The 14,079-nt window shown below is 71.7% G+C and carries 8 protein-coding genes; 4 read left to right on the forward strand and 4 right to left on the reverse strand.

Going from position 1 to position 14,079, the window contains the following annotated elements:
* The first annotated feature begins 81 nt into the window (after nt 1–81).
* The gene (gene cobN / locus RI138_RS16940; RefSeq protein ID WP_311120601.1) at nt 82–3,687 is read left to right on the forward strand and encodes a cobaltochelatase subunit CobN; all 3,606 of its coding nucleotides are present in this window, start codon (nt 82–84) and stop codon (nt 3,685–3,687) included.
* Nucleotides 3,688–3,754: 67 nt separating this feature from the next.
* Here cobN and RI138_RS16945 read toward each other — a convergent pair whose 3' ends face one another.
* On the reverse strand, nt 3,755–8,209 hold the full coding sequence (locus tag RI138_RS16945; RefSeq protein ID WP_311120602.1) for a WD40 repeat domain-containing protein: 4,455 nt from the start codon (nt 8,207–8,209) through the stop codon (nt 3,755–3,757).
* Nucleotides 8,209–8,916, reverse strand: a complete 708-nt coding sequence (locus tag RI138_RS16950) for an effector-associated constant component EACC1 (protein WP_311120603.1) — start codon at nt 8,914–8,916, stop codon at nt 8,209–8,211. The genes RI138_RS16945 and RI138_RS16950 overlap by 1 nt, the downstream gene beginning before the upstream one ends.
* A gap of 44 nt (nt 8,917–8,960) precedes the next feature.
* Between RI138_RS16950 and RI138_RS16955 the strand changes: the two genes are divergently transcribed.
* From RI138_RS16955 to RI138_RS16965, 3 genes are all read left to right on the forward strand, one after another.
* Nucleotides 8,961–10,328, forward strand: a complete 1,368-nt coding sequence (locus RI138_RS16955; protein ID WP_311120604.1) for a M23 family metallopeptidase — start codon at nt 8,961–8,963, stop codon at nt 10,326–10,328.
* A gap of 387 nt (nt 10,329–10,715) precedes the next feature.
* On the forward strand, nt 10,716–11,732 hold the full coding sequence (locus RI138_RS16960) for an alpha/beta hydrolase (RefSeq protein ID WP_311120605.1): 1,017 nt from the start codon (nt 10,716–10,718) through the stop codon (nt 11,730–11,732).
* A gap of 291 nt (nt 11,733–12,023) precedes the next feature.
* Nucleotides 12,024–12,476: a TetR/AcrR family transcriptional regulator gene (locus tag RI138_RS16965; RefSeq protein ID WP_311120606.1), complete on the forward strand. Its 453-nt coding sequence runs from the start codon at nt 12,024–12,026 to the stop codon at nt 12,474–12,476.
* Nucleotides 12,477–12,821: 345 nt separating this feature from the next.
* On the opposite strand, the gene RI138_RS16970 is transcribed toward RI138_RS16965, so the two are convergent.
* Nucleotides 12,822–13,205: a nuclear transport factor 2 family protein gene (locus RI138_RS16970; RefSeq protein WP_311120607.1), complete on the reverse strand. Its 384-nt coding sequence runs from the start codon at nt 13,203–13,205 to the stop codon at nt 12,822–12,824.
* On the reverse strand, nt 13,202–13,912 hold the full coding sequence (locus tag RI138_RS16975) for an SDR family NAD(P)-dependent oxidoreductase (RefSeq protein ID WP_311120608.1): 711 nt from the start codon (nt 13,910–13,912) through the stop codon (nt 13,202–13,204). The genes RI138_RS16970 and RI138_RS16975 overlap by 4 nt, the downstream gene beginning before the upstream one ends.
* Between the last annotated feature and the right edge of the window lie 167 nt (nt 13,913–14,079).

Below are 14,079 nucleotides of genomic sequence, written 5' to 3' on the forward strand. Positions count from 1 at the left end.
GCGCACGGCCCTCCGCCGGGCGCGGGGAGACCCTCCGACACCGCCCGGGGCGTGGACACCCCGAGGAAGGCCTGACGCAGCATGATCCTGCTCCTGTCGACGTCCGACACCGACCTCCTGAGCGCCCGCGCCTCCGAGGGACCCGTCAGCTACCGGTACGCCAACCCCTCCCGCGTCGACCTCGACGGACTGCCCGAGCTGCTGGACGGCGTCGACCTCGTCGTCGTACGGCTTCTCGGCGGCGTACGGGCCTGGCAGGAAGGGCTGGACGCGGTGCTGGCCACCGGCCGGCCGGTCGTCGTGCTGACCGGTGAGCAGGCCCCGGACGCGCAGCTCATGGCCGCCTCCACCGTGCCGATCGGCATCGCGGCCGAGGCGCACGCCTACCTCGCGCACGGCGGGCCCGCCAACCTGGAGCAGCTCGCCCGGTTCCTGTCGGACACCGTGCTGCTGACCGGCCACGGCTTCGAGCCGCCCGCCCCCGCGCCCGCGTGGGGCCCGCTGGAGCGGGAGGCCCGCGAGGTGCCCGAGGGTGCGCCGACCGTCGCCGTGCTCTACTACCGCGCCCACCACATGAGCGGGAACACGGCGTTCGTCGACGCGCTGTGCACGGCTGTGGAGAACGCCGGGGCCCGGCCGCTCCCGCTGTACGTCGCGTCTCTCCGTACGCCCGAGGCCGAGCTGATCGACGAACTCCGCGCCGCGGACGCCATCGTGACCACCGTCCTCGCGGCGGGCGGCACCAAGCCCGCCGAGGCGTCGGCGGGGGGCGACGACGAGTCGTGGGACGCGGGCGCGCTGACCGCGCTCGACGTGCCGATCCTCCAGGCGCTCTGCCTCACCAGCCCGCGCAGCGCCTGGGAGGAGAACGACGAAGGTGTCTCCCCGCTGGACGCGGCCACCCAGATCGCGGTGCCGGAGTTCGACGGCCGGCTGATCACCGTGCCCTTCTCCTTCAAGGAGATCGACGAGGACGGGCTCCCGGCGTACATCCCCGACGCCGAGCGCGCCGCCAGGGTCGCCGGTATCGCCGTACGCCACGCGAAGCTGCGCAACATCCCCAACGCCGAGAAGAAGATCGCGCTCGTGCTGTCGGCCTACCCGACCAAGCACTCCCGGATCGGGAACGCGGTCGGCCTCGACACCCCCGCCAGCGCCGTCGCCCTGCTGCGGCGGCTGCGCGCCGAGGGCTACGACTTCGGCCCCGAGGAGGAGATCCCGGGTCTGGTCTCCGGCGACGGCGACGAGCTGATCTACGCGCTCATCGAGGCGGGCGGCCACGACCAGGAGTGGCTGACCGAGGAGCAGTTGGCGCGGAACCCCGTTCGTATCCCGGCCGCCGACTACCGCCGCTGGTTCGCCACGCTCCCCGAGGAGCTGCGCGACGCCGTGGAGCGGCACTGGGGGCCGGCCCCCGGCGAGATGTTCGTCGACCGGTCCGCGAACCCGGAGGGCGACATCGTCCTCGCGGCCCTGCGGCGCGGGAACCTACTCATCCTCATCCAGCCGCCGCGCGGCTTCGGCGAGAACCCGATCGCGATCTACCACGACCCCGATCTCCCGCCGTCCCACCACTACCTGGCCGCGTACCGCTGGATCGCCGCCTCCGCCGAGGACAACGGGTTCGGCGCGGATGCCATGATCCACCTGGGCAAGCACGGGAACCTTGAGTGGCTGCCCGGCAAGAACGCGGGGCTCTCCGCCGCCTGCGGTCCGGACGCCGCCCTCGGTGATCTCCCTCTCATCTACCCGTTCCTGGTGAACGACCCGGGAGAGGGCACGCAGGCCAAGCGTCGCGTCCACGCCACGCTGATCGACCACCTGGTGCCGCCGATGGCCCGCGCCGACAGCTACGGCGACATCGCGCGCCTGGAGCAACTCCTCGACGAGCACGCCCAGATCGCCGCCATGGACCCGGCGAAGCTGCCCGCGATCCGCGCGCAGATCTGGACGCTGATCCAGGCCGCGAAGCTCGACCACGACCTCGGGGTGGAGGACCGCCCGGAGGACGAGGGCTTCGACGACTTCATCATGCATCTCGACGGCTGGCTCTGCGAGATCAAGGACGTCCAGATCCGCGACGGCCTGCACGTGCTCGGCAACCCGCCCGCCGGGAACGACCGGGTCAACCTGGTCCTGGCCGTGCTGCGCGCCCGCCAGATCTGGGGCGGTACGGCATCCCTCCCGGGCCTGCGCGAGGCGCTCGGCCTCGACGAGTCGGCTGCCACCCGCACCGCCGCCGACGCGATCGAGGAGCAGGCCCGTGCGCTCGTCCAGGCGATGGACGACGCCGACTGGGACCCGGCCGCCGTGGCGTCCGTCGCCGCCGGGCTGCCGGACGCGGTCGCCGACATCCTCACCTTCGCGGCCACCGAGGTCGTCCCGCGCATGGCGGCAACGACCGACGAACTCACCCACGCCGTCCACGCGTTGAACGGCGGCTTCGTGCCCGCAGGCCCCTCCGGGTCCCCCCTGCGAGGTCTGGTCAACGTCCTGCCCACGGGCCGTAACTTCTACTCGGTCGACCCGAAGGCCGTCCCCTCCAAGCTCGCCTGGGAGACCGGTCAGGCGCTGGCCGACTCGCTGCTGACCCGCTACCGCACCGACAACGGCGACTGGCCCACCTCGGTCGGCCTCTCCCTCTGGGGCACCAGCGCGATGCGCACGGCGGGCGACGACATCGCCGAAGCGTTCGCGCTGCTCGGCATCCGCCCCGTCTGGGACGACGCCTCGCGCCGGGTGACGGGCCTGGAGCCCATCCCGTACGAGGAGTTGGGCCGCCCCCGGATCGACGTCACCCTCCGTATCTCGGGCTTCTTCCGGGACGCGTTCCCGCACACGGTGGGGCTGCTCGACGACGCCGTACGCCTCGCCGCCTCGCTCGACGAGCCGGCCGAGCGCAACTACGTACGGGCGCACACCCAGGCCGACCTGGCCGAGCACGGCGACGAACGCCGCGCCACCACCCGCATCTTCGGCTCCCGCCCCGGCACGTACGGCGCGGGCCTCCTCCAGCTCATCGACTCCCGCGACTGGCGCACCGACGCCGACCTCGCCGAGGTCTACACGGTCTGGGGCGGCTACGCCTACGGCCGTGAGCTCGACGGCCGCCCGGCCCGGGAGGAGATGGAGAGCGCCTACAAGCGCATCGAGGTCGCCGCGAAGAACACCGACACCCGCGAGCACGACATCGCGGACTCGGACGACTACTTCCAGTACCACGGCGGCATGGTGGCCACCGTGCGCGCGCTCAAGGGCACGGCCCCGGAGGCGTATATCGGGGACTCCACCCGGCCCGAGACCGTCCGCACGCGCACGCTGGTCGAGGAGACGTCCCGCGTCTTCCGCGCGCGGGTCGTCAACCCGAAGTGGATCGAGGCGATGCGCCGCCACGGCTACAAGGGCGCGTTCGAGCTGGCGGCCACGGTGGACTACCTCTTCGGGTACGACGCGACGACGGGCGTCGTCGCGGACTGGATGTACGACAAGCTCACCGAGACGTACGTGCTCGACCCGGAGAACCGCCAGTTCCTCCAGGAGGCCAACCCCTGGGCCCTGCACGGCATCGCCGAACGCCTGCTGGAGGCCGAGTCGCGCGGCATGTGGGCCAAGCCGGACCCGGCGGTTCTCGAAGCGCTGCGCCAGGTGTACCTGGAGACGGAAGGGAACCTGGAGGGCGAGGACTGACACTCCTCCTCTTTCTCCTCTTCCTCTTCCTCTTTTTCCTCCTCGATCCCTGCCGCAGGCATCCGCCTCAGGTTCCGGCAGGGATCGGGGTCGGGAAGACGAAGCTGAACGGGCCGGTCGCGGACGGGGCGGGCGCGGCGGCGAGGCCGGGGCAGACCCGCCGGAAGGGTACGCCGGGGGCGATCGCCGCCCATTCGGCGGCGGTGGGGTTGGCCGCGGCGAGCCGGCAGGCGAGGGCGACGGGATCGCGGAGTGCCGTACTGAGCTGCGCGATCTTCCAGCGGGTGGTGGTGCCCGGGGACTCGTACGTGGTCAGGAAGGCGCCGTCGGACGAAACGGCGAGCGCCTGGGCCCTCGCGCCCAGGGTGAGTGACGTGACAGCGTGTGGTGCCGCGGGATCCGACACGTCCCACACGAGCACCTGGGCACCGGAGCCGCTGCCCGTGAGCAGCCTGCCGTCCCCGCCGAACGAGTAGGGCCCTTCGCCGGAGCCGTTGCGGAGCCGGCTCAGGAACCGGGGACGCCTGGGGTCCGACACGTCGAAGAGGATTCCGCCGCGCTTGCCCATCACGAGAGTCCTGCCGTCGGGGGCGAACGCGTATGGGGCGGCGTACACAAGGGCCGAGTCCGAGTCGGGATCGGGAAGATCCGACAGCCGCTCTGGGGTGCGCGGGTCGGTGACGTCGTACAGGGCGGAGCCGACCGCCAGGATTCGGCCCTTGGGGGCGAACAGGACCACCGGGATTCCGGTCCTCGTCCTGACGGCGCTCAGCCGCCGGGGCCTGCCGGGCGAGGAGAGGTCCCACAGCGTGACCCCCCTTTCCGTGCCGACCGCCATCAGGTCACCCTGGGCCGAGAAGGCCAGGGAGAGGCCACGGTTGCTGGACGGGGCGACGTTCAGCCGGAACTCCCGGACCGGGTGACCGGGGTCCTTCACATTCCACAGGGTCACGGTTCCCCCGGGGCCCTCGACCGCGAGGCGGTCACCGTCCGCCGAGAACCATTGCCCGTGGTAGGTGAGGTGGCCCGGCCCGTCGATCCGGATCACGCCGGCCGGCCGGCCCGCGGAGCGCCCCGTCAGCGGGATCAGACTCAGCTCACGCTCGGCCGTGGCCCCAGCCAGCAGCCGCCCTTCGGGGGCCAGGGCGTACGGGATGCCGTCCTCGAACCACCGGTAGTAGTCCCGGGCGGGCGGCGCGACGGGCCGCCCGGCCACGGTGGGGGCCAATCGGTCCGTCAGCGACCAGAAGAGCACGGAATCGTTGCCGTCCCCGCTGGCCAAGGTGCGGCCGTCGGGGGAGAAGGCCAGTGCCGAGACCGTGCTGTCGTGTCCGGTGAAGACGGCGGAACGTACGGGCCCGCCCGGGGAGATGCTCCACAGGGTCGCCGTGTGGTCCGTGCTTCCTGTCGCGAGAAGGCGGCCGTCCCCGCTGAGCGCGACCGACTCCACCGGGCCGCCATGGCCGCTGATCACCGCGGTGCGGCGAGCATCGGCAGGCCGGGCGACGTCCCACAACCGGACCTGGGCGTCGCTGGACGCGACGGCCAGGGTGCGCCCGTCCCGGCTGATGGCCAGCGCGCGCACCGGGCCGCCGGTGCCGTCGAGTACGCCGAGACTCCGCGGGCGGTCGGGGTCCTCGACGTCCCACAGCTCCACCGTCCCGTCCTGCCATCCCAAGGCCAGGACGGCACTGTCCGGTCCGAAGGCGATCGCCTTGACGTTGCTTTCGCGCTGCGGGAGCGAGGCGCGGGCGCGGGCAGAGCCGCGCCCCGCTACCACCGACCAGAGCCGCGTCTCCCCGGCGGTGGAGATGACCAGCGTCCGGCCGTCAGGGCTGAACTCCGACGCTTCCATGGACTCTCGCAACCGCAGCGGCATTCTGCCCCGGGGCTGTGGGCGGCTCCGGTCCGTGAGGGAGAACCTGCCCAGGGAGGCGCCCTGGTCCGCACCGGTGAGGAGCAGGGACCGGCCGTCGCCGATCCAGACCGCGGGGTTCCCCCAGCCGATGAGGCTCTGCTCCGTCACGACGTCGGCCAACTCCGCCGGCTCACCGGGGCCGGACGTGTCCCACAGCCCGACGACACCGGTGCCCCCGCCCACCGCGAGCGTCCGGCCGTCGTCGCTGTAGGTCAGCGAGTCGACCCCGCCCGTCGCGTCGGCGGAGCCCGCGTACTGCGTCGCGGCCAGCACGTCCATCAGCGTCCTCCGGCTCTGCGGAGAAGGGGCTCCGCGGTACGCGGCTACGGCGAGGAGCAGGGCCGATCTCGGGTCGGTGCCGATGTTCGCGCGGGCGGAGGCCTGGAGTTGGCGGTTCTGGGCGGTCTCGCCGTTGGCGCGGGCGTTCGACCGCTGCTGGTAGGCGATACCCGTGGCGACCAGTGCCGCGCACAGCGCCAGCACCGCCCCTTGCAACGTTCGTTTCAGCCGCCGTGTGCGGCGGGCCTCCCGCTCTCGTTCCGCGCCTGCCGCCCGCGCGCCGGCGTGCAGGAACTCGCTATCCAGGGCGCGGTCCAGCCGGCCGCGGTCCAGCAGGTCGCGGGCGCTCTGCAGCCGTGTTCCCCGGTAGAGGTAGGTCTGGTCGCGGCCCGCGGCCTCCCAGGCGTCGGTGTCGTCGGCGATCCGGCGGCGGAGGACGAGTTCGGTGCGGTCCTCGTCGATCCAGTCCCGAAGCTGGTCCCAGGCACGCAGCAGTGCCTCGTGGGAGATCTGGGCGCTGTCCTGGTCGAGGGTGACGAGCCGGGCGTCGACGAGCCGGTCGAGAAGGCGTCGCTCGCTCACGGGGGACGACAGCTCGTCGATCCGGATCCGGCGCCGTGTCGCGTCCTGGGAGGCGTCCGGGCTGACGTGCACCATCCGCAGCAGCAGTTTGCGCAGGGCGGTTCTCCCAGCACCGTCGAGATCCTCGTACAGCTTGTCCGTCGTGGTGGTGACGGACCGCCAGATGCCGCCGGTGGCCTGGTACCCGGCGAGAGTGAGGGCGGCGCCACTGCGGCGCAGCCAGGTCTCGCGCAGGGCGTGCGCGAGGAAGGGGAGCCCGGCCTGCCCGGCCGGACCGCCTCGCAGGTCGTGCAGCAGGCGGTCGGTGAGTCCGGCCTGGAGGCTGAGTCCGGCGGCCTCGGCGGGATGTTCGACAGCGGCCCGCAGATCGTCCTCGGTCATCGGCGTCACGTTCAGCCGGTGATGGTCGAGGGCGCGTACGAGACCGGGGTGGTCGAGGCAGCTGCCGTAGTGGTCGGCCCGCAGGCTCAGCACGATGCGAGGCCCGTCCTGGTGCGGCGATGTCAGGAGGGTGATGAAGCGGGCGCGTTCCCCGGAGTCGCGGCAGCGGGTGAACACCTCCTCGAACTGGTCGACGATCAGGAGTCGGCAGACCGGGCGGTCGCGCGGGGGTGGCGGAAAACGGCCCCGGTCGAGCGTGGCGCGCACCTCCTTCGGGTCCCGGCCGGTGGCCCGCGCCCACAGCCCGGCCAGGGTGCGCATCGGATGCGGGCCGGGCGCGGGCAGCAGGAGGGCGGGCCAGGCTTCCGGGCGGCGCTCCAGGCGGGCGAGGAGCCCGGCCCGCAACAGCGACGACTTGCCGACGCCGGACGCTCCCACGAGGACCAGCGGAGAGGGGTCGTCACGCACCACAAGAGCGGTGAGGTGGTCGGCGAGCGCGTCACGGCCGTGGAAGTAGCCGGTCTCCTCGGCCGGGAAGGGCTTCATGCCCGGGTACGGGCAGGGCACGTCGGCGGGCGGGGCGGCGTCCGGGCCGGGGGCTGCGGAGTAGGCGGCATTGGGAGCGAGGACCAGTCTGTCGAGTGTCCCCTCGCTCTGCCGCCGCGGATGGATGGGCCCGTCGCTGAACGTACGCGCGAGCGCGGTGTGCAGGTGATCCAGGGTGAGTTGCGGAGGGCCGGAGGGGTCGCCCGACGTGAGGAGCTCCAGGAGCTGACCGCCGAACAGCGTGTGCCGCTCGCCCTCGGGCGCGTACGAGGGGGCGAAGTACGAGGCGGAGCTGAGCAGGAAGCTTCCACCGGGGCGCACGGACACGAACGGGTCGGCCTGCCGGTCGCTGCCGTCGGGCACGGTGGCCCGCCCGGAGAAACAGCAGTCCAGGACGACGGCGCTGCCCCCGGCCGCGCGGCCCAGGAGCCCCTTGAGCGTGTGGTAGGGGACGGCGCCGGAGACCTGCCCGGCGGAGCGGCTGGTACGGGTGGCGAGATAGAGCTCGTCGTCGGGGCCGAGCAGCCCGTGCCCCGCGTAGAGGAGCAGTACCACCCCGGTGGCCTCGCCGACGACCCGCTCCACGATGGCGACGACGTCCTCGGGACGGGCGTCGGCGGGGACACGGTGGACCCGGCCTTCGGCCATACCGCAGACCGCGTGCAGCACGCGCTGAAGGTCGTCGAGTGTCGTGTCGACGGACGGCAGGTCCGGCAGCTCCGAGCCGGTGGCGTGATGCCCGGTGCCGACGAGGATCGCGTGGGCCCCGGGCGTGGCAAGGTCGCCGGGACTTGGCGGAGGCAGGGGGCGGGGCATCAGTCGGGCGGAGCGTCGTCGCGGGGGGCGAGGGGGCGACGGGGCTCCGCCTGCGGGACGGGTGCGTGGCCGCCGCTGTCCGCGCCGTCCGTGCTGCGCGTGTCGTCCGCGTCGCCCGGCCTGCTCGTCCCCGCCACGTCCGCCGCCAACTCACGGGCCAGATCGGTGGTCTGCTGGGCGTTCAGCCCCCGCACATGGGTCGCGGAGACGGTGATCTCCGTGCCGTCGGGGCGAATGATGGTGATCGTCTGGCTGCCCCGACGGGTCTGCGCCCACGCGACGACCGCCCCGGCGAAGACCGCCGCCACCCCGCCCGGCGCCAGGACCGCGAGCAGTGCGTCCGCCGCGGTACCCATGGCGCCGCCCGGTGGTCCGGCGTGCGCCGTGCCGCTTCGGATGCGGCCGCGCAGTTGTGGCTCGGCGCTCAACCAGCGCCGTAATTCGTGGGCGCCGTTCGGGCCCTCCCCGGCTACCACTACTCGTATGGCCATGAGCATGCCCATAGGATACGGGCGATCGCGGGAGCGACGCGGAGCCGGGCCCCGCCGCAGGGCGAGAACATCGGGGCCTCCGGGATGCCCGAGCCCCCCTGCCCCTGTCACTCCGTAGGTTTCCGGATTCCCCGCCCCTGAGCCCGCCCGTACCTTCCTCAACGCAGCGGGCAGACGCCTGGCTTGACGAACAGGACCCCATCTTCCGGCCCCCATGAGGTCGCCCGCTCCCTTCGCCCTGTCGGTGACCAGGAGGTCATGTGAGCGCGCACCGTCCCACACGCAGGAACATCCTCAAGTCCGCCGGCGGGCTTTCGGCTGTGATGGCCCTGGGCGTCAGTGGAGTCCCCACGGCGCGGGCAGCGGGGATCGAGGACACCCGGCCGGACTTCCGGCTGCCCTTCCCGTGCGGCGTCAAGGTCGAACTGAAGACCTACCGGGGTCACAATCCGGACGACAAGAAGATCGACATGTACCGGTACGGGATGCCGTCGGGGAGCCCCATCCTCGCCTCGGCGGACGGCTTCGTGCACGAGAACTTCTGGTCGTCCGGCGGGCTGGAGATCAGGCACGGCAACGGCTGGTTCAGCCTCTATCTCCACATGACCGGCGTCGCGCAGGCCGGCACCTGGGTCAAACGCGGCGACATCATCGGCTACATGGGGGACGTCGGATCGCCGGGCAAACCGCATCTGCACTACGAGCAGCTCTACAACCCCAACAGCGACCAGGACGCAGACACCCAGCACATGGTCCATCCCAAGCTCCAGGGGCAGTTGCTGATCATGAACCCCGACCACCCGGTGGACATGATCAGTACGAACTCCTGCGGTGGTCCTGTTCCGGGTGGGGGTGACCTGTTCGCGTTGTCGCCGGACCGGTCGGGTGTTTTCCAGTACTCCGGGCAGGGTGTCGCGTGGACGAAGGTCGGTGGTGCTGCGGGTGAGTTGGTCGCGGGTGGGGCGGGGTTGTTCGCGACGAATCCGTCGACGGGTGATCTGTTCAGGTTCAGTGGGACGCCGGACGAGTGGAGCAAGGTCGGTGGTCCGGCGGCGCAGTTCGTGGTCGCGGGCGACGGTCTGTACGGGCTGAGCCCGGACAGGAGCGCTGTTTTCCAGTGGTCGGGTTCGGGGACGTTGTGGACGAAGGTCGGCGGCGCGGCCGGGAGGCTGTGCGGCGGTGGGGCGGGGCTGTTCTCGACGAATCCGTCGACGGGTGATCTGTTCAGGTTCAGTGGGACGCCGGACGAGTGGAGCAAGGTCGGTGGTCCGGCGGCGCAATTCGCGGTCACCGGCAACCATTTGTACGGCTTGAGCCCGGACAAGAGTGCCGTTCTCCAGTGGTCGGGTTCGGGAACGTCGTGGATCAAGGTCGGCGGTGCTGCGGGTGAGTTGGTCGCGGGCGGAGCTGGGCTGTTCTCGACGAATCCGTCGACGGGTGATCTGTTCAGGTTCAGCGGTACGCCGGACGAGTGGAGCAAGGTCGGTGGTCCGGCGGCGCAGTTCGCGGTCACCGGTGATCATCTGTACGGGTTGAGCCCGGACAGGAGTGCCGTTTTCCAGTGGTCGGGATCCGGGATCGAATGGAACAAGGTGGGCGGCCCCGCGCACTCCCTCGCAGGCCGATAGCCGATAGCCGATAGCCGATACCGGAAGCCGATGCCGAACCGTAGGCGGGCCGACTGTGGTTCCCCCCTGAGCGTGGGGGAACCACAGTCTCCTGAACGGGCTTCTGACGCAGCCGAATTGCCGCCCACTCCGGAGTAGGCCCCTTGCCGCTCCCTCGAAGGGGAAAACGGCTCCACGCGGGACGCCGCCCGGCTGCTCGCTGTGCGGGCGGAGGGTCGGCCCGGGGCCGACCGGTGCCGTCACGGGCGCATCCCATCAGGACCCGAGGGCGATGTCACTCCGGATCGTTCCGGATGCCGCAGGTAACGCCGGGCCGCTAGCTTCCGAGCGGGCGGAACCATCGGCACATACCGCTCACCGGACCATTTACCCGACCAGGAGGCCAAGTTGAGCGAGCAGCACCGCACCACTCGCAGGAACCTTCTCAAGGCCGTCGGCGGTGTCTCCGCAGCCGCGGCCCTCGGCGGCGCGGGCGTCGTCGCGTCGGCCTCGTCCGCGAGCGCGGCCACCAGGGGCGCCGCCGCCGGTGACGGCTTCGGGCTGCACATCGTGGACCGCATGGAGCACGACCCCCGCATGTGGTACTACCGGTTCCAGACCGGTGCGATCGGCGGCTGGGCCCCTGCCGTCAACGTCCTGCTCCCCGACGACTACCACTGGAGCGGTCGGACCTATCCCGTTCTCTACCTCCTCCACGGTGGTGAGCAGGACTTCATCTCCTGGGACCGCTGGGGCATCCGCGCGGCGACCGCGGGCAAGCCGGTCATCGTGGTGATGCCCGACGGCGGACGCGCGGGCTGGTACTCCAACCCCGTGAGCACCAACGTCGGAGCCCGCAACTGGGAGCACTTCCACATCGGCCAGCTGATCCCGTGGATCGACGCGAACTTCCGGACGTATGCCGAATTCGACGGCCGCGCCGTCTCCGGCTTCTCGATGGGCGGCTTCGGTGCGCTGAAGTACGCGGCCAAGTACTGGGGGCACTTCGCCTCGGTGAGCTCCCACTCCGGCCCGGCCAGCCTGCGCGGTCCCGTCGCCGGAGTCAATGGCGCGGTCGTGCACTGGGCCAACGCCTCGTCCGCGGCCGTCGAACTGGGCGGCGGTACGGTATACGGCGCGCCGCTCTGGGACGAGGCCCGGGTCAGCGCGGACAACCCGATCGAGCGGCTGGAGAGCTACCGGGGCAAGCGGATCTTCATGGTCGCCGGCACCACCCCCGAGCCGACGTTCTGGGACACGTTCAACGAGGTCGGCGTGCTCGAAACCCAGCGGGAGTTCCGCGGCTTCCTCGACAGGGCGGGCATCCATCACGAGTCGCACGAGAGGGACGGCGGCCACAAGGTCGACCCCTGGTTCTTCGAGCAGGACCTCAACGGCATCATCGGCCGCCTCCGCAAGGCGTAGCCAGGCACTGGCCTCGCGGCGGCCGCCTCCGGGACCATCCCCGGCGGCGGCCGCCCCCTGGGTGGTCGGTGCCTGGGTGGTCGGTGTCCGTACCGACCACCCCGGACGGACCGGCGACGACACCGCCCCTTGCCCGGCAGACGTCCAGTCGGCCGTGCGGACGCCCGGCAGGCCGCCAAGGCCGAACTCGTACTCGCTGGAGTCCTCGCCGGAGCTGTTGAGGCGGGAGGCGTCAGGGTGCGATCCGACGCTCCGCGTTCTCCTGCCACTCCCGGCCGATCGATCGCATCAGTGCTGGGTAGGCCCCAAGGTTTCCACGGCTGTTTCCGTAACCGAGCCGCCCTGCTGGAGGAGATGCTCGATACCTGGGAGCGTGAGGTCACCGAGGGTGTCATCGGGCGGATCGAGCGTGATGGGGGTGACGCCCGTGAGCGGCTCGGGCGTCTCTTCGACTTCGTGGGGTCGGGCGGGGCGGTCGCGACCGACGCCGGGCTGGAGCTGGCTATCCGCGAGTGGGCCCGGCGCGACGCGGGGGTGGCGCGTCGCCTCCGGCGCGCCGACAACCGCCGCATGGACTACCTGCGCGAGCTCTACGGTGCCTTCTGCCCCGACGAGGGCGATGTCGAGGCCCGTTGCCTGATCACCTTCTCGCTGCGCATCGGCGACCACCTCATCGTGGCCGACAACGGCCCGCGCGACCGCGCGGAAGTACTCGCCGCGGTCAAGGACCGGTTGTTGAGCTGAGCCCGTACGCAGGATGGCCTCGCCCGGACCGCTCCGGACGGGGCTGAACGAGACCGGAACCGGAACCGGGACCGGGGAGCCGTGGGGGGACCACGAGGAGGGGCGGCGGTGACGTAACCGCCGTTCTCGAACGTGGCGATCACCATGACCCCCGGCGGGCGGCCGCTTCGGCCGGCGGCCAGAGGCCGGCGGACGGCGCCGATCCCGTTGAGACGCGGCCGGGGACATCCATCAGGACCACGTCCCCGGCCGCGCACTCCGCGCCCCCCTCGACCGCCTCGCCGACGGCACCGTGATCCCCGGCCGTGCGGCGGCGGTCAGCGGGCGGGGGAAGGCAGCCGGAGCTCAGAGGCGCGAGACGTGGTACTGCCGGATGCGCCAGCCCTCGTCGCCGCGGACGGCGACAAGGGAGAGACGTACGGGTATGTCGCCGTCGTGCTGGTGGAAGACGACCTGGGCGAGGCCGCCGATCCAGTCGTCCCCGCCCCGGTACGCGTGCAGGACGCGGGCGATGGCCCGGGTGCCCGGGGGGACCTGCCGGTAGTAACCGGCGATGCTCTCGGGTCCGGTGACCGGTTCCGGGAAAAGGCCCTGGAAGAGCGCGTCCTCGGTGAACAGGGCGGCGGCCCGCTCGGGATCGGGCTCGTTGAACCGGCTCTGCCACTCCTGGAGCAGGTCGCCCAGCACCTGTGTGGCGGTGGCGTTGGCAGCGGTGTTGGTGGTGGTCATCGAATGCCTCCGTCGATGTCGAGGGTGATGCCCGTGGTGAAGGTGTTCTCCATGAGGAACAGGGCGGCATGCGCGAGTTCGTCGGCCTCCCCGGGCCGGGCGACGGGCAGCCGCCGCGACACCGATTCCCGGTAGGCGGCGTGCTCGTCCGCGGGCATCCGGGACGCGTGGGTGTCCACCGGGCCGGGGGCCAGGGCGTTGACCCGCAGCGGCGCGAGCTCGTGGGTGAGGGACTTCACCAGGCCCTCGATCGCTCCGTTGACCGCGGCGAAGGCCGAGTAGCCGAGTTCGGGCTTGCGGTAGAGGTAGCCGGACATGAGGGTGACCGAGCCGGTCGCCCGCGGGATGCGCGGCAGGGCCGCTTTCAGGACGCGGTACTGGCCCCACCACTTGATCTCGAAGAAGCGTCGGAAGTCGTCCTCGCCGAGTTCCTCGAACGGGCCGACGGTGATTCCCGCCGCGCTGGTGAACACGTGGTCCACGCGTTCAAGCGAGCCCACGGCCGCGTCGATGGAGGCGGGATCGGTCACGTCCAGCACGCGGTACTCGGCCCGGCCGCCGATGGTCTCGGCCGCCTGGCGTACGGCGTCCTCGTTGCGGTCGGTGAGGACGACATGGGCGCCGCGTTCGGCTGCCAGTCGCGCCGTGGCCAGGCCGATACCGGCTCCGGCTCCGGTGATGAGCACGGTGGTGCCACTGATGGTCATAGGGAGGTCTCTCCTGCGATTCCTAGGTGGGTGCGGGGTCTGCACTGGAACGCTAAGGGGCCGCTCAGCCGATTTCCTTGGAAATTGAGTGCATAATCATGAAATGCTGGATCGTGAAAGGGACAGACAGACCTCTCAGCCGTCCGGGTGCTCGTGCGGGGAGGACC

Origin of the sequence: Streptomyces durocortorensis (genome assembly GCF_031760065.1) — a bacterium.
Taxonomy (GTDB): Bacteria; Actinomycetota; Actinomycetes; order Streptomycetales; family Streptomycetaceae; genus Streptomyces.